This is a genomic window from Actinomadura rugatobispora, from assembly GCF_042656285.1.
Lineage (GTDB): Bacteria > Actinomycetota > Actinomycetes > Streptosporangiales > Streptosporangiaceae > Spirillospora > Spirillospora rugatobispora.
This window is the reverse complement of sequence record NZ_JBHSON010000101.1, coordinates 13598-28862: the sequence shown is the minus strand read 5'-3', so window position 1 is coordinate 28862 and position 15265 is coordinate 13598. Positions and strand designations below refer to the sequence as shown.

Below are 15265 nucleotides of genomic sequence, written 5' to 3'. Positions count from 1 at the left end.
GTCAGGGGGTCAGAGCTGGACGCCGACGAGGACCGGTTCGTTGACCAGCTCGACCCCGAACGCCGCCCGGACGCCGTCGCGGACCTCCCGGGCCAGCGCGAGCAGGTCGGCGGTGCGGCCGCCGCCGGGGTTGGTGAGGGCGAGGGTGTGCTTGCCGGAGATGCGGACCGGTCCGCGTTCGTGCCCCTTCGTGAACCCGGCCTTGTCGATCAGCCAGGCCGCCGAGGTCTTGGTGCGCGGCTGCCCGTCCGGGCCGGGGCTCTCGGGGTACCGGGGGAAGGCTGCGTCGGGGCCGAGCCGTTCGGCGACGCGGCGTTCCAGGTCGGCCAGGCGGGCGGCGTCCAGGATCGGGTTGGTGAAGAAGGAACCGGCGCTGCGCGTGTCGGGGTCGGCGGGGTCGAGGACCATGCCCTTGCCGCGCCGCAGCTCCAGCACGGCGTCACGGGCCTCCTTGAGGGGGACGGTCGCGCCGGGCTGGACGCCGAGCTTGCGGGCCAGCTCCGCGTACGCGATCGGCCGGGACTCCTCCGCCTCGCGCAGCGCGTAGGCGACCTCCAGCACCACGTACCGGTCGTCGCCCTTGAACGCGCTGTTGCGGTAGGTGAACCGGCATGCCTCGCGGTCCAGGTCCACCACAGTGCGGGCGCGCCTGTCGTAGGCGCGGACGCGCACGATCGTCTCGCTGACGTCCTGCCCGTAGGCGCCGACGTTCTGGATCGGGGTGGCGCCGACCCGGCCGGGGATGCCCGACAGGCACTCCACCCCCGACAGCCCGTCCTCGACGCAGCGGGCCACGAACGGCTCCCACTCCTCGCCCGCCTGCACGCGGACGCACAGCCGGCCGTCGTCGCCCGGGGAGCGCTCGACGCCGCGGGTGGCGACCCGCACCACCGTGCCGGGGAAGCCGTCGTCGGAGACCACCAGGTTGCTGCCGCCGCCGAGCACCAGCACCGGCTCGCCCTCGTCGTCGGCGCGGCGGACCGCCGCGACCAGCTCGGACTCGGTCGTGGCCTCGACGAACCGGCGGGCGGGGCCGCCCAGCCGGAGCGTGGTGTATCCGGCCAGGTTCACCTCTTCAGCGAACACCGCCACGTGGTCTCCCCTCCCGTGCGCGCGTGATCGCGTGGGCCGGGTCCGCGGCGGCCGGCCGGCGCGCCCCCGGGCCGTCCGGCCCGGGCGGGCGGGGCCGGTGCCCGTCCCGCGGCCCACGCGATCGGGGCCTGCCGTCCTCAGGCGAGCCGGACGACCGCCTTGGCGCGCGTGAGGACCTTCTGCTCGTTGGACCGGGCGGTGAGCGCGACGACGACCTTGTTGTCGGCGAGCTTCTCCTCCACCAGGCCGCTGATCTCCAGCGTCGCACCGCCCTCGTCGGGCACCACGACCGGCGAGGAGAACCGTACCCCGTAGTCGACCACCGCGCCCGGGTCGCCCACCCAGTCGGTGACGAACCGGCCGCCCTGCGCCATGGTGAACATGCCGTGCGCGATGACGTCCGGCAGCCCGACGGCCTTGGCGGTCGACTCGCGCCAGTGGATGGGGTTGAAGTCTCCGGACGCGCCCGCGTACTTGACCAGGTCGGCGCGGTCGACCGCGAACGTCCGCGCCGGGATCTCGGTGCCGGCCTCGACGTCGGCGTACTTCACGTTGGCGGTCATCAGGCCCCACGCTCCACGACGGTGTTGTAGCTCTTGCAGATCAGCTCGCCCTCGACCGTGGCGATCTCGGTCTCCAGGACCATCTTCTCGTTGTTCCCGATCGAGCGGATCTCGGTGATCGTGGAGGTGGCGGTCACCACGTCCCCGGCGCGCAGCGGGCGGGTGTACTCGAAGCGCTGCTCGCCGTGCAGCACCATCGCGTAGTTGAGCCCGAGCTCGGGGTCGGACATCCCGGCGTTGCTCAGCGACAGCACGATCGGGAAGGTCGGGGGGGCGATCACGTCGGGGTGACCGGCGGCCTTGGCCGCCTCAGGGTCGCGGTAGATCGGGTTCTCGTCACCGATCGCCTGCGCGAACTCGCGGATCTTCACCCGGCTGACCTCGTAGGGCTCGCTGGGCGGGTAGCTCCGCCCGATGAAATCACGGTTGAGTGGCATGCGGTCCTGTCCCTTCACGGTCGAACGGGGCGGGGGGCCGGGTCTCCGGGGCGGTGAGCCGCCCGCCCTCGCCCGGACCCGTCGTTCCAATCTGGGACGGACGGTAACAGAATGACGTTCAGCCCGTCCTCGCGGGTCGATGCGAGAACGGGCTGAAGGAAAGAGGCAAGCGTGCAGACCATGTCCGCCGTCATGCGCGGCGGCCGGTGCTCACCCCGGGCCGGACCCTGCCGGTGCGACGGCCCGGTTATCGGGTCTCGCGGTGCGCGCGGTGGCACCTGCAGTTGGGGCAGTACTTCTTGATCTCGAGGCGGTCCGGGTCGTTGCGCCGGTTCTTCCGCGTGATGTAGTTGCGGTGCTTGCACTCCTGGCAGGCCAGCGTGATCTTCGGCCGTACGTCGGTGGCAGCCACGATGGAGTGCCTTTCTGACTAGGGACATCGGACAGCGTTGCGATCCTCGGCCGCCCCGGAAGGGCGGCCGCGACTGCGAGCACCAGCCGACCCGCCCCTGTCGGGGACGGGAAGGACCGGTAGTAGCGAGGGCCGGACTTGAACCGGCGACACAGCGATTATGAGCCGCTTGCTCTGCCTGACTGAGCTACCCCGCCGTGATGGTCGGTGTCGACCGGAATGCAAGGATACCGGATGTACACCGGAGCCCGGAAACGCGAGGATCCGGGATCTTGCCGATCGGGATCCGAGCGTCGAGGCCGGTCGCCGCGCACCGCTCCCCGGGCTGCCGGTCGAGCCGGTGACCTGGGAATCGTCCGCTGGGACCGGTGGGACGGTATCACAGGCGCATGGACGGTGCGAAACCGGCGACACCCGGAAACGATCGAAGGCCGTTCCGAAGTTCCTTCGGAACGGCCTTCGCGCTACCGAGCCCCTTTACGGAATCGAACCGTAGACCTTCTCCTTACCATGGAGACGCTCTGCCGACTGAGCTAAAGGGGCTTGCGTCGTTCGCGCAGTGAAACCATACACGGCCCGGGGACCACTTGCGAAATCGTTTGGCGCCCCGCGCCTGTGCCAGGCTGATCACCCATGAGCGACACCTTCCTCCAGCGCGTCGACGCCATGGTCCGCGCCGCCACGGCCGAGGACCAGGCGTTCAGCGACCTGATGCCCCAGGTGATGAACGAGTCCCAGGGACTGCCCCCGGTCGTGCTCAACCTGGCGACGATGAAGATGGGCGAGGGGATCGCCGCCGCGCCGCCCAACCTCGGCTGCTGGCTCGCGATCATGGCGGGGGCCTGGGTGGAGAACGGCGCCACCGCCTTCGGCGTGGACGAGCCCGTGCTGGCCAGGACGATCGAGGTCGCCACCGCCTCCGCCGAGTTCGCCGGCGCCTGGCGCACGGCCACCGGTGGCACGCCCCCGTCTCCCGACGGGCAGCCGTCCCAGGAGATCGTCGACACCGTCGGCCCGCACCTGCCCGACCCGGTCGGCGCGATGATGGCCTGGTTCTCGATGGAGCGGTTCGCCCTCTCCGCCAACACCATGCTGTCCCGCTCGCCCGGCCTGCGCGCCGGCGTCGCCGACCGCGAGGCCAAGGCGGCGCTCACCGGCGGGCTGGCCGAGCACTGCGAGAAGATGGGCTGGGTCGCCCTGCTGCTGCGCGTCATCGACGGCGAGCGGCTGCTGGTCCTGGACCGGGCGAGCCGCCAGGGCTGGACGGTCACCATCGGCGGCATCGGCGACAACTTCCAGCTGCACACCCTGCTGGCGGGGGCGTTGCAGGGCCGTCCCGGCGGGATGCCCGGCACCCCGCCCGCGCCCGAGATCGTCGCCTGCTTCCTGGACGCCGAGACCCCGCCCGGCCGCCCGATCGTCACCAGCCCGTGGAACCTGGTCGACGCGCACGGCGAGTGGATCTACAACGAGGGCGTGCCCGCCGACATCCCGGCGGTCAACGGCACCCGCGTCGTCGTGCTGGACCCGCCGTCGTACGAGCGCCACTTCCCGGCCGGCCGCAAGCACCCGATGATGACCGCGGCCCTCAGCGTCGACGGGATGCACTACCCCGAGGACCTGGCGGGCTGGTGGCCGCACGTCGCCCCCGCCAAGAACCCCGTCGGCGCCTGACGTCCACGGGTCAGGGGTCGCGGGTCTCGGCGAGGTGGACGAGCACGGCGGTGGCGTCGTCGAAGCGTTTGCCCCGGCGCCCGTCCACCCGCGTCCCGCGTTCGGCCTCCCGGGTGCGGCGGATCACCTCGTGCGGGCCCTCCCGGTCGAGCAGGTCGAGCAGGCCGTCCCACTCCAGGACCCCGAACCGTTCGACCAGGCGCGCCGCCCCGTCGCTGAGCAGCGCCGCACGCCGCACGCCCTGGGCCTCACCGGTGACCGCCTCGTACGCCGCCTCGGGCCGGGTGCTCGCCACCCAGAACCCGCCGGGGCTGTTGCGCGCCGCCCGTACGGCCTCGGTCGTGTAGCTGGGGAGGTGTTCCAGGCGGTCGTCCCGTACGGCCCGTACACCGCCGTCCTCCAGGTCGAGGAGTACGGGCGAGTCGGCCAGTACCAGCCACTCCACCGCACCACTGCCCCAGCGCAGCATCGCCACGGTCGCGGACGGGCTGTCCCGGTTGTCCAGGTCGCAGCCGCCCGCGTGCAGCTCCGCGACGCTCTTGATGGACTCCGCCAGCAGATCCGCCAGCGGCCTGGCCTCCTCCAGGGCCAGCCGCGCCGCCAGCGCTCCCCCGAGGCGCCGGACGAGCCACCCGGGCCCGTGCGCGCACCCGCTGTCCACCCCGGGACGGGGCGTCGCGCCGTCCAGCACCACCGCCCACCCCGGGCCCGCCACGACGTGGTCCTCGTTCACCAGGCCCGGCGTGGCCTCGGTCGCATAGCTCACCCGCACGCACAAAGGTCTACCCCAGCGGAACCCGCCGCGGTGGCCACGAGTCCAAAGCCGGTATCCCGATCAAGATAGGAGAACGATGACGCCCGACATCATCGGCGACGCACTGGTCCAGGCCTTCGCGGACCAGGGATACGAGGCCAGGCTGGAGAACCCCGACTCCCTCGTCGTGACCCTGCCCGGCGGCCCGAGCGGCCCCCTCGACATCGGCGAGTGGCGCGCGTTCGCGGGCCGCAACTCCCGGGGCGATCTTCCGGACAACGCCGCGGGGTTCGTCCGCGGCTTCCTGCGGAAGATCGAGAACAGTGGGGAGGACCGCGCCCAGGACGTCCAGCGCGTCCGGGAGCACTCGGAGATCGACCGCCTGATCGCCGAGGAGACGCTCCGGGTGCGGCTCTACACCGAGGAGGAGCTCGAGGCCGTCCCCGGGATGCGCGAGGCCCTGGTGACCCGCCCGCTCGCGCCCGGCCTGCTCCAGACCGTCGTCGTCGACTACCCCGACTCGCTCATGCCGCTCAACCGGTCCTCGATCGGCGACACCCCCGAGAACGAGGTCTTCGGCGCGGCCCTGCGCACCTCCATCGAGAAGGAGCCGCACTACACCAAGACCGACACGCTGTGGGACGTGCCGATCCTGCACATCGGGGAGACGCACCGCTACGTCGGCTCCCACGTGCACGTCCTCAGGCGGTACCTGGGCCCGGCCCCCTACGGCGCGCTGATCACCTTCCCGATCCCGGAGTACGTGATCGTGCACGAGATCGGCGGCACCCACCTGTTCGCCGCGATGGAGACCATGCAGGCCCTCGCCCGCACCCATGTGGAGAAGGGCGAGAAGCCCCTCACGTCCCGGGTCTACTGGTGGCGCGCCGGGGCGTACGAGGCCCTGCCCGAGGACGATGCCCTCCGCAGCGGCCTGGTGCCCGACCTGCGCCACGTCGGGATCGAGGTCGACCACGAGGAGAAGAGCGTCGCCGCCCTCACCGCCGAGAGCAACGAGCTCATCGACCTGTGGATGCGCGACCACGGCTGACCCTTACCTATGGGACGTCCTCGGGGGTCGCCTCGTGGCCGGGGTGCCCCTTGCTGCGGCGCCGCTCCTTGAGCCGCGCCTCGTACAGGTGCCGCCGCCCTCCGGCGAGTTCGTCATGCACCCGCTGTTCCAGGCGCCGGAACACGTCGTAGTAGACGTCCTCGAACTCCTCCACCACCTGGAAGGTCCATCGGCCGCGCAGCACGTTCCGGCCGACCAGCTCCCGATGCAGTTCCTCCGCCTGCTCGCGGTGGCCCGCCTCGGCGAGATGGTCGGCCGCGTCCCCCAGCGTGAAGTCCGCCGTCCCGATGAGCTGATGGAACGCGTACAGGTGCGCGCGGGCCCGCTCCACGGTCTCGCGCGCCTTGCTCAACTCGCCCAGCGCCTCCACGGTCGCCTCGTCGGGCTCCACCGGGTCGGTCGGCGCGGCCTCGAGATCACTAGACATGGCTCACCCGTACCCGCCGCTCCGGCCTCCTCACCGGCGAGGCGAAAGTCCAGGCTCTGAGGCACGATTGCCCCGTGACCCTTTCCGAGCCGTCCCCCGAAGACATCGGCGCGCTCCTGTACGACCTGTGCGTCCGCCTGGGCTTCTGCCTCCCCCCGGACGAACAGGCCGCGCTCCGCACTTCACCGCCCACGGACGTGGACGCGTTCACCGAAGCCGTCTACAGGGCCGAGGGCCTGGAGGGCTCCCCCAAGGACGACCTGTGGATGGAGGTGCGGGAGACGGTGAGGCAGACGTACGAAGCGCGTCCGGACACACTGGCCTGATGATGGTCAAGACGCTCCGCCCGCGCGATTACAACGAGGCCCTGCACGTGGGCCACTTCTTCCGGAACAAGCGCGTCCCGGTCGTGATGGACCTGACCGCGCTGTCCGATGACGTCGCCAAGCAGTTCGTGGACTTCGCCGCGGGCCTGGTCTTCGGCCGCGGCGGCGACATGGACCGGCTGGGCCCCAGGGTCTTCCTGCTGATCCCCGCCGGGCTGGCGCGTCCCGCGGTCGTCCCGGAGCCCGTCACGACCGAGTAGCCCCGGGAGGGGCCCCGGGCGGCGCGCCCATCATGGTCGGCATGCGTGAGAAAGCCAGGGCGGACGTCCGCCAGATCGCGGGCGCCATCGCGTTCGAGACCGTCATGCGCTACGCCGACGCCCTCGCCAGGACGCCCTACGCCGAGCAGACCATGGAGCGGACCGCGCGGCGCGTGGCCACCGAGGTCGCCCGTGCGATCGCCGACGAGCGCGTCGCTCACGCCGAGGAGATCGTCCGGGCCGCCGAGTCCGCGGCCGGGGAGACCGCCGCCCGCACCGCGCGGGAGGTCGCCGAGAAGACGGCGTCCGGCCTCACCGCCGAGTCGGCGGCCAGGACGCTGGAGGCGGCGCGCGCGGCGGTCGATGAGGAGTTGAAGGACGCCTGGGAGGCACTGGAGGAGGCGCGCGAGGAGATGACGCGGTCGGTCGCGCGGTTCGCCCGCGAGGAGTCGGCCCGCGTCGTCGCCGAGACCGCCGCCGAGACGGTCCCGCCCGTCGTGGAGGTCAGGGTGGCGGGCGCCGCCGACCCGGTCCGCGTCGGCGGCCACACCCACGCGGTGCTCCCGGACGTGCTGCTCGCGCTCGGCGCCGGCTGCCACGTCCTGCTGGTGGGCCCGGCCGGCACCGGGAAGTCGATGATGGCGCGGCAGGCGGCGGAGGCGTTCGGGCAGGAGTTCCACGCCCTGTCCCTCGGCCCGACGACACCGATGAGCAAGATCTTCGGCTACTACGACGCGCACGGCCACTACCACGCGACGCCCTTCCGCCGCGCCTTCGAAGACGGCGGGCTGATGCTGCTCGACGAGCTCGACAGCGGCCACCCCGGCCTGCTCGCGGAGCTGAACCAGGCCCTGTCCATCCGCTCCTGCGCCTTCGCCGACGGCATGGTCACCGCGCATCCGGACTTCCGCCTCGTCGCCACCGCCAACACCTACGGCACCGGCGGCGACCGCCAGTACGTGGGCCGCCAGGCGCTGGACGCGGCGACGCTCGACCGCTTCACCATCATCGACGTCCCGGTCGACGAGGACCTGGAGGAGCGCATCGCGCTCGCGCACGCGCCGTCCCAGGCCGCCGACGCCCGGCGGGTGATCGAGGAGGTGCGGCGGCTGCGCGCCACGGCTGCGGAGAAACGGCTGCCGGTGATGTTCTCGCCCCGGGCCAGCATCGACGCGGCCAAGCTGCTCCAGGCGGGGGCGAGCGTGGAGCAGGCCATCCGGTGGCGGGTGGCGCGCGGCATGTCGGCCGCCCACCGCTCGGCCCTGGAGCTGGCAGAGGACGGGCTGGGATGAGCCAGGACGACCCGCGTCCCGGCGACACCGTCCACGCGCTTCACCCGATGTGGTCCTGGCAGGAGTTCGTGGACCGGGCCCGCGCGCCCGACACCATCGAGAACGGGGACGGCCGCCACTGCCTCGACGCGTGGGCCGGCGCGACCTGGGACGAGGCGCTGCGCCTGGCCAGGGACGGCTGGACCACCGTGCTCCCCGAGGTGCACGCCGAGGTCGCCGAGCTGCGCGAACGGGTCGAGAACGACGTGCTGACGACGGCCCTGGTCCCCGCCTGGGACGTGACCGGCAGCGAGGTCGACGTCGGCGCCTACCTGAGCGGCGAACCGGAGTGCATGGTGGACGCGGTACCGCAGCGCATCTCGGCGCGCGGCCGCGTGGTGACATTTCTCGTCCCGGCCGGATACGTCAACACCACCCCGCACTCGGCCGTCCACAACCGGGGCGTGGCACTGGCCGCGCTGTGCTCGTCGATCACCGCGTCCGGGCACAGCGTCGAGATCTGGTCCGGCTTCTGCCCGTACGTGAGCCGGACCGACCGGTTCGCCTCGGTGGCGCGGATCATCTCCACGGCGGAACCGCTGGACATGGGACGGCTGATGTTCGTCATGGCGCATCCCGCGCTGCTGCGCCGCCTCTGGTTCGCCGTGTGGGACAGCGCCGCCCCACCGGTCGCCCGCCGCATGTACGACGCGCGCTACGGACAGCCGCCGAACGGCTGCTTCCCGGAGGACCTCCCCGAGGGCGTCACCGACCCGTACATACTCCCGTACCTGTCGCCGGACGATCCCCAGTGGGAGACGGCGGACTCCGCGCTGTCCTGGTGCCGGGAGATGTTCACCAGCCTGGGGCTGCTGCGCTGAGAACTGTCGGAGGCCGCCGCTATCGTCGTCCGGCATGTACGAAGAGCGGCTCGCCGAGTTCTCCCGCGAGCGTCTGGACGGCCGGCAGATCCCCGACGACCTGCGCACGATGCTGGTGGCGCAGTGGGAGGGCCGAACCGACTTCCAGTTCCTCCTCGACATCACGTTCCTGGAACCGGGGACGCCCGGCCCATTGCTCGACACCAGCTACCTCAGCGAGAAGGAACTCGCCGACCCCGAGATGCAGGCCATCAACGCCGGCGCCGCGGAGATGAGCAAGTACGCCAAATTCGTGGCCGAGGGCGGCAAGGGCTGGATCGGCTACTGGATGCACCCCGGCGAGCCCGCGGACCGCCCTCCGCCCGTCCTCGAACTCGACACCGAGTTCACGTACTGGGGCCTGGCAGGCCGCAACCTGGCCGAAGCCTGCGCCTCAGAACGGGCCCACTACCAAGACGAGCCGGACGAACGCCTAGCCTTCGCCCAACTGGCCGACCAGCTCGCCGAACTGGGCCTGCCCCTCAGCACCCGCGACTACGACGCCCTCCACGACCCCGACTACGCGGTGGACCCGGAGGAACTCACCCAGGAGCTCATCGACGCGGAACGCGAGAAACGCGCATGAACCTCCGTCCCGAACTGCTGCCCCCGCAGGTCAGCCCCGAGCGCATCGAGGAGCTGGGCCGTGAGATCGACAGGATCGCGGCCCTGAGGGGGGACGCCGCCCGCGAGGCGGAGGCCGCGTTCGCGGAGACGACCGGCCACTCGTACGAGGATTTCCGCGAGTACTGGGGCGCCGAATCCCGCGAGGAGGCCGCCCTGCGCGCGCTGCGGCCCGCGTATCCCCGCGTCCCCGACATCACCCGGGACGAACTCGTGGAGATCGTCCGCAGGATCCAGACGAGCCACCCGGACCAGGACTGGTACCTGCTCCTCCTGGAGACCAACACGAGCCACCCCACCGTCAGCGACCTGATCTTCTGGCCACCCCCCGAACTGGAGTCCGCCACCCCCGAACAGATCGTCGACACAGCCCTAAGCCACCACCCCATCCCCCTCTGACGCGTGATCGACTACCAGGTCCAGGAATTCGGCAAGACCATCGCCAGAGGCAGCCGTGGAATCGACATCTTCTGGCTGGACGGCCTGGACCAGAGCCGCATTCCGATGCTCAGGCATCTGCTGCCCTACGCCGACACCATGTTCAACAGCTCGCAGGTGTCCTCGCTGGCCGAAGAACTGGACGGCCTGCCGGAGGACAACCCCCTGGTCCCCGAGATCCGGGACGAGCTGAAACGCCTCTGCGAGCACGTGAGCGCCGGAGCACACCGCCAGCTCTGGTTCCTCGGAGACTGACGGCGACGATCAGGGGCGGCCGCCGTCGCCGGTCGGCACCCACCCCAGGTGCAGGCCGTGGACGGACTGGTCGGCGAACCGTCGGAGGCGTCCACGGTCTCGCGCAGCGGCTGGCCCCGCGGATTCGTCCCAGCCAACCAGAGCGCCGAACTTCCAGCGCACCGCGCGCCCGCAAGGACGGTGTGGAGGTCGCGGGTCGGTGTGCGCGCGACCGCTGGGTGGAGGAAGAAGCGGCCCGGCGTCGCCAAGGACGGCTTCGACGAACATTTCGCCGACCTGGAGGCGATGCTGGGAGCGTCGACGAAGCGGTCACCGAACGCTTGCGGCGCATGGCACCGTCACGCGAGATGATCGGCACCTTCTGCACGGCGATCGGCCACCACTCCCTGGCCACCGACCCCGAGCCGAGGTCCTCAACCGCACCCCCGGCCGGTAAAGCACCGGCCCCAGCTTTTAAGCGTCACCGAGCAAACGCAATTCGCCTGGAGCACCGGACAAGACCACCCGTCTCCACCACGTCCACCGTCCCGCACAGGACCATTCAACGATCCGATGCCCGTTCCCCGGGGGCCGCACGATATTCGGGTTACATTGTCGCCGTAGATCATGCATCATATTTCCGAGCCGGCTCCCAGGCACGTTTTCGGAAGCCCGGCGATGGCCCCCCGCCCGAGGAGCGTTCTGTGACAGGTCCTGCTGGTCCGCCGTGGGGGCAAGGTGGACAGCGGCCCCCCCATCCCACCTCAGGGCCGGCCGCCCCAGTACGGATACGGAGGGCCGCCGCCCTGGCAGCAGGGCCCGCCCCCGCCGTACCCACCGCCACAGTGGCAGCCGCGGCCCCAGCCGCCCCCGCGTCCACCGACGCGCGGGGGGCGGATCCTGCGGATGTTGAACCCTTTCCTTGCCGCGCGGGCGGTGTTCCGCCCCTCGCGTCCGGACCTGATCGTCGATCCGCGCGTCCGGACGCTCCAGGTCACCCGTGCCTGGTCGGGCATCGTGGTCCTGCTCGCCGTCGCCGTGGTCTACAGGGCCGCCGCTCCCCAGGAGCTGGCGAGTGAGCGGTTCAACGACGCCTGGCTCAACGTCCTGATCCTCACCTGCGCGCTGCCGCTGGTCGTGGGCGGTTTCGTCCTGGCCGCCCGGCCGCCGAACCGAGGCGCGTTCGCGCGCCGGATCCGCTATCCGCTGATGGCGGTCGGGGCGATGTTCGGCTCCATGTTCACCTTCGTGCTCGCGGCCGTGCCCGACCTCGCGGGTCTGCGCGAAGCGGTCGGGCCGGTCGTCCTGATCCCCGGTGGCGTGATCCTGTTCCTCTGGATGCTGCCCTTCGCGCTCTACGGCATCATCCTGTCGCTGACCAACGTGTTCCGGACCGCCGACGTCCACGAGGTGGTGCCGCCGCTCGTGAGCGTGTCGGCGTCCTGGGTGACGGCCCTGGTCAACCTGATCACCGACGCCTACAAGGGAATACCGGGCCTCCTGGCCCTGGTGCTGCTGCTGGGGGCGCCGCTGACGGTCTCCGCACTCGCCTACTACGAACTCCGTAGGCTGCGCATCCTGCACGGCATCACGTTGCGCAACACGCTCTTGCGCTGACGTCAGGCACGGTCAGTACAGATCGTGAGGGGCGGCCGAGGGTAGACGAACGCCCGAGGCCGCGCCAGGTCGCCGCGCTCCGGAAAGACGGCGACCTGGCCGCAGGCGTTCATGTCGGCCCTGCCCGGCAGCACGTTGACGACCCGGTAGGTCGCCGACGGGCCGCACGCCACCTTGGTGACCCTGCCGTCGGGGAACCCGACCTGCTGGTAGAAGCAGTCTCCGGTCTTCGCGTTCAGCGTCAGGCACAGGGCCCAGTCGCTGCCGCTCGGCGATGTCGAGTTATGAACGATTTCCCCGTAGGGGGATTCCTGGGATTCACCGGGCGTTCTATCGGGGCAGCCGATGTCACCCGGCCCCAGGTCATGGTGGGCGGCGTTCGGCGCGGCGCAAGAAACGATGCGGAAATCACCTGGATCCTTGGTCGTACCACCGCGCCCTTTCACCTCCAGGCACTCACCCGGCGAGGCGTTCCTTGGATGGTCCTCATCAAGAACGCACCCGGTCGCCCCCGCCAAGACCACCACAACAATCGCCCCGAGCCGTGCCCGAACCCGCACCATCCACTCGATCCTCCGGATCAACTCCCCCGCACAAACCTAACGACCGCACCGCACCCCCACCATCCCCAGAAAAGCCAAACACCTCCCCTTGACCTGCACAAACACCAACATCAAGCGCCCACGGGCCCCCGACCAATTGTCCGCACATTGTCCGCCACCAAGTGAAGGCGGCCCATCAAGAACCCCCAGCCTCCCGAGCCGCCCGCTCCAATCGGCTGCGATAGCTCTCCCACCAAGCCGAGTCGCCCGGGGGCATGCTGTCGTTGTCCTGCCGCATCCCCACGGCGCCGTCCGTGAGTTCCCGGAGGATGTCCGCGTGCCCGGCATGCCGCTGCGTATCAGCGATCACGCGCACCACGGCATGATGCAGCGTCACCTCGTCCTTGCCGGTTGGCCACCACGGCACTCTCCCGACCATGTCGAGTGGGAGCGCCTCGATCGTCGCGTCCGCATGGGCCCACGCCCGACGGTAGAGCTCCACGATGTAGTCGCGTGACTCGTCGGCGGTGGCCCACATGTCCGCGTTGGGCTCGGCACCGTCCTCGAGCCAGGGCAACGGCTCGCCGGACGGCCGGCCGAAGGTGTCGCCGAGATAGCCCAACTCCATGCTGGCCACGTGTTTCACCAGCCCCAGGAGGTTGGTACCGGTCGGCGTCCGCGGTCGGCGGATGTCGTACTCCGAGAGCCCTTCGAGCTTCCACAGCAGGGCGTCCCGAGCGGACTGCAGGTAGAAGCGAAGGTCGGCCTTGGGATCCGATGGCGTCATGACCCCAGTCTCCCGCCCGTTCGATCTTGGGCGTCCCCCCACCAAGCCGACCACCCCAACAAAGCCTCAGAACTTCAGCACCTATTACAAATTAATTCACCCAAGCCTGAATAAATCGGCAAACAGAAAGACCAGACAGGGCGCGGCTCCCCCTTCTCCACAGGCCGCAATCACCCCGAAAGTGAACACCCTGCCAGGGCATCACATCAACGGAAACGCCTCCAAGGAGCCACATCACAAGCTCGCTTCCGTCACCCAGGGAGCCTTGACTCACTGAAGCCGGCTGACATCTTCGGGCACGGCTCCGCCTTGCAAGAGGTCCGGTGTGGCACTCGGCTTGGAGCGGTCGTGACCACTGGCAGGGCCTCACTTGGTCACATGCGGGGTATCAGCGTCGTCGTGGTTATCAGGAGGTGACACGAGATGCCGATTTTTATCTCGCTGCTGAATTGGACGGATCAAGGGATCCGCGCTTACGAGACCACCATCGAGCGGTCGGAGGCCTTCACGTCAACGTTGGAGGGGCTGGGGGCGAGGCTCGTAGCTCTCTACTGGACCGAGGGCCCGTACGACCTGGTGAGCGTCATTGAGGCCCCCGATGACAAAACCGCTGTCGCGGCGATGCTGCGGACTGCCGAGCTGGGCAATGTCCGCAGCACGACCTTCCGGGCCTTCGACCGAGAGGAGATAGCCGAGGTCATCGCGAAGGCGACGGGGTAGACCGGGGCGGAGAGGACCGGCCCGGCTGGTTCCACAGGCACCCGCGGGGCTGGTCCTCAAGCCGCGCGACATCGCCAAGGCACTCGCGACGCGTCAGAGGTGCTGCACTCCACGCAGCAGAGCGCGCCGAGCCGGCCAAAAGTTGCGTGCCGCACTTCGAGGCTGAGCCTTCAGAAGGGCAGGAGCCACCCAAGGACCTCGTCCGCTCTCCGGTCGCCTGACCGCAACACCATCGACACGCGATCGACCGCCCAAGCATCGGGCACCCGCCGAAACACGCATGGTCCCGATGCAGCCCGAGCTCGTCCGAATCCTTCGTGACCACATCGACCGCTTCAAAATCCAGCCAAGCCCCGCTGGTCAGGGGAACGCGCGGCGAGATCATGACCGGACGTACCTCGGCGTCTGGCGCGGCTCGCGAGAAGGCGCTGACGGCCGATCAGGCCACTTCGCAGCCACGCGCCGTTCGCAAGGACACTAGCCCGCCGCAGCTAACGCAGTTCCCCCGGCAGCAGGCTGAACACCACGGTGTCGCGGCGCTCGCCCTGGAAACGCATGTGCGAGCGCAGCACGCCCTCGCGCACGAACCCACAGCGGTCGGCAACGCGCTGGGACGCGACATTGTCGGGCGCGCACGTCAATTCCAAGCGGGCAACGGCAAGCTGGTCGAAGGCCCATCGCGACAGCAACCGCAGTGTCCGCGTGGCGACGCTACGTCCGCGCGCACGCGAGGCGAGCCAGAAACCGACGGCCGCGCGCTCCTGGTCGAGGTCCACGTCGTACACCGATGCTCCGCCCCAGACACGGTCGAGGTCAGCCCCTTCGACCAGGCCAGGTTGAGCTCGTCTCCGCGAAGCCGCGCTCCCTCTTCCTCCTCGAAGCGCGCCAGTACGTGCGCTTCGGTGAACGGCTCCACGAGCGGCCAAGAGAAGCGCAGGCACAGGGGGTCAGAGAAGCCGTTGAACCTCTGGGCTGTGTCGGCCCTACGCCAGGGACGCAGCGCAACCACCCCATCAGCGAGCAGAGGGTCAGGGAACGGCAACACAGGCATGCTCAGAAGTTACAACCGGTCCGCCACGCAGGCCCGGGATGTCC

Annotated in this window: 20 protein-coding genes and 2 tRNA genes; 11 read left to right on the top strand and 11 right to left on the bottom strand. The window is 70.3% G+C overall.

Annotated features, from left to right (window positions below):
- Nucleotides 1-9: 9 nt before the first annotated feature.
- The 6 genes from ACFPZN_RS46050 to ACFPZN_RS46025 form a co-directional block, all read right to left on the bottom strand.
- A complete protein-coding gene (locus tag ACFPZN_RS46050) occupies nt 10-1092 on the bottom strand; it encodes a UDP-N-acetylmuramate dehydrogenase (RefSeq protein ID WP_378289607.1) in 1083 nt (360 codons plus the stop codon).
- A gap of 137 nt (nt 1093-1229) precedes the next feature.
- Complete coding sequence (locus tag ACFPZN_RS46045) at nt 1230-1655, bottom strand: MaoC/PaaZ C-terminal domain-containing protein (protein WP_378289605.1); 426 nt, start codon at nt 1653-1655, stop codon at nt 1230-1232.
- Nucleotides 1655-2092: a MaoC family dehydratase N-terminal domain-containing protein gene (locus ACFPZN_RS46040; protein ID WP_378289603.1), complete on the bottom strand. Its 438-nt coding sequence runs from the start codon at nt 2090-2092 to the stop codon at nt 1655-1657. Before ACFPZN_RS46040 ends, ACFPZN_RS46045 begins: the two co-directional genes overlap by 1 nt.
- Nucleotides 2093-2339: 247 nt before the next feature.
- Nucleotides 2340-2504 (bottom strand): 50S ribosomal protein L33, encoded by a 165-nt coding sequence (gene rpmG / locus ACFPZN_RS46035; protein WP_018654800.1) that lies wholly within the window; start codon nt 2502-2504, stop codon nt 2340-2342.
- A 123-nt stretch (nt 2505-2627) separates the two neighbouring features.
- Nucleotides 2628-2701 (bottom strand) — tRNA-Met (locus tag ACFPZN_RS46030).
- Nucleotides 2702-2974: 273 nt separating this feature from the next.
- A tRNA-Thr gene (locus tag ACFPZN_RS46025) sits at nt 2975-3047 on the bottom strand.
- Nucleotides 3048-3137: 90 nt separating this feature from the next.
- Here ACFPZN_RS46025 and ACFPZN_RS46020 point away from each other — a divergent pair.
- Nucleotides 3138-4178 carry a hypothetical protein gene (locus ACFPZN_RS46020; RefSeq protein ID WP_378289601.1) on the top strand — a complete coding sequence of 347 codons (1041 nt, stop codon included), beginning with the start codon at nt 3138-3140 and terminating at the stop codon, nt 4176-4178.
- Nucleotides 4179-4188: 10 nt separating this feature from the next.
- On the opposite strand, the gene ACFPZN_RS46015 is transcribed toward ACFPZN_RS46020, so the two are convergent.
- Entirely contained in the window at nt 4189-4950 is a 762-nt protein-coding gene (locus ACFPZN_RS46015; protein WP_378289599.1) for a protein phosphatase 2C domain-containing protein, read from the bottom strand.
- Between the two features lie 79 nt (nt 4951-5029).
- On the opposite strand from ACFPZN_RS46015, the gene ACFPZN_RS46010 reads away from it, so the two are divergent.
- Nucleotides 5030-5983, top strand: coding sequence for a hypothetical protein (locus ACFPZN_RS46010; RefSeq protein WP_378289597.1), 954 nt, complete (start codon nt 5030-5032; stop codon nt 5981-5983).
- Nucleotides 5984-5990: 7 nt separating this feature from the next.
- On the opposite strand, the gene ACFPZN_RS46005 is transcribed toward ACFPZN_RS46010, so the two are convergent.
- Nucleotides 5991-6431 (bottom strand): hypothetical protein, encoded by a 441-nt coding sequence (locus ACFPZN_RS46005; protein WP_378289595.1) that lies wholly within the window; start codon nt 6429-6431, stop codon nt 5991-5993.
- A gap of 74 nt (nt 6432-6505) precedes the next feature.
- Between ACFPZN_RS46005 and ACFPZN_RS46000 the strand changes: the two genes are divergently transcribed.
- The 8 genes from ACFPZN_RS46000 to ACFPZN_RS45960 all read left to right on the top strand — a co-directional run bounded on the left by ACFPZN_RS46000 (nt 6506) and on the right by ACFPZN_RS45960 (nt 12121).
- Complete coding sequence (locus tag ACFPZN_RS46000; protein ID WP_378289593.1) at nt 6506-6757, top strand: hypothetical protein; 252 nt, start codon at nt 6506-6508, stop codon at nt 6755-6757.
- Nucleotides 6757-7017, top strand: a complete 261-nt coding sequence (locus ACFPZN_RS45995; protein ID WP_378289591.1) for a cell division protein SepF — start codon at nt 6757-6759, stop codon at nt 7015-7017. Before ACFPZN_RS46000 ends, ACFPZN_RS45995 begins: the two co-directional genes overlap by 1 nt.
- 41 nt (nt 7018-7058) lie before the next feature.
- Complete coding sequence (locus tag ACFPZN_RS45990) at nt 7059-8309, top strand: AAA family ATPase (RefSeq protein ID WP_378289589.1); 1251 nt, start codon at nt 7059-7061, stop codon at nt 8307-8309.
- Nucleotides 8306-9169 carry a DUF7192 family protein gene (locus ACFPZN_RS45985; protein WP_378289587.1) on the top strand — a complete coding sequence of 288 codons (864 nt, stop codon included), beginning with the start codon at nt 8306-8308 and terminating at the stop codon, nt 9167-9169. The genes ACFPZN_RS45990 and ACFPZN_RS45985 overlap by 4 nt, the downstream gene beginning before the upstream one ends.
- Nucleotides 9170-9203: 34 nt before the next feature.
- Nucleotides 9204-9794, top strand: a complete 591-nt coding sequence (locus ACFPZN_RS56840) for a hypothetical protein (RefSeq protein ID WP_464043980.1) — start codon at nt 9204-9206, stop codon at nt 9792-9794.
- Nucleotides 9791-10231: a hypothetical protein gene (locus ACFPZN_RS45970; RefSeq protein WP_378289581.1), complete on the top strand. Its 441-nt coding sequence runs from the start codon at nt 9791-9793 to the stop codon at nt 10229-10231. Before ACFPZN_RS56840 ends, ACFPZN_RS45970 begins: the two co-directional genes overlap by 4 nt.
- A 3-nt stretch (nt 10232-10234) precedes the next feature.
- Nucleotides 10235-10525, top strand: coding sequence for a hypothetical protein (locus ACFPZN_RS45965; RefSeq protein ID WP_378289579.1), 291 nt, complete (start codon nt 10235-10237; stop codon nt 10523-10525).
- An 885-nt stretch (nt 10526-11410) separates the two neighbouring features.
- Nucleotides 11411-12121: a hypothetical protein gene (locus tag ACFPZN_RS45960; RefSeq protein WP_378289577.1), complete on the top strand. Its 711-nt coding sequence runs from the start codon at nt 11411-11413 to the stop codon at nt 12119-12121.
- Nucleotides 12122-12123: 2 nt separating this feature from the next.
- Here the strand turns inward: ACFPZN_RS45960 and ACFPZN_RS45955 are convergent, their stop codons facing one another.
- The gene (locus ACFPZN_RS45955) at nt 12124-12684 is read right to left on the bottom strand and encodes an LppU/SCO3897 family protein (protein WP_378289575.1); all 561 of its coding nucleotides are present in this window, start codon (nt 12682-12684) and stop codon (nt 12124-12126) included.
- A gap of 175 nt (nt 12685-12859) precedes the next feature.
- A complete protein-coding gene (locus ACFPZN_RS45950) occupies nt 12860-13450 on the bottom strand; it encodes a DinB family protein (protein WP_378289573.1) in 591 nt (196 codons plus the stop codon).
- A 423-nt stretch (nt 13451-13873) separates the two neighbouring features.
- Here ACFPZN_RS45950 and ACFPZN_RS45945 point away from each other — a divergent pair, with 423 nt between their 5' ends.
- Nucleotides 13874-14170 carry a GYD domain-containing protein gene (locus ACFPZN_RS45945; RefSeq protein ID WP_378289571.1) on the top strand — a complete coding sequence of 99 codons (297 nt, stop codon included), beginning with the start codon at nt 13874-13876 and terminating at the stop codon, nt 14168-14170.
- Nucleotides 14171-14661: 491 nt separating this feature from the next.
- On the opposite strand, the gene ACFPZN_RS45940 is transcribed toward ACFPZN_RS45945, so the two are convergent.
- A complete protein-coding gene (locus ACFPZN_RS45940) occupies nt 14662-15111 on the bottom strand; it encodes a GNAT family N-acetyltransferase (RefSeq protein WP_378289569.1) in 450 nt (149 codons plus the stop codon).
- Between the last annotated feature and the right edge of the window lie 154 nt (nt 15112-15265).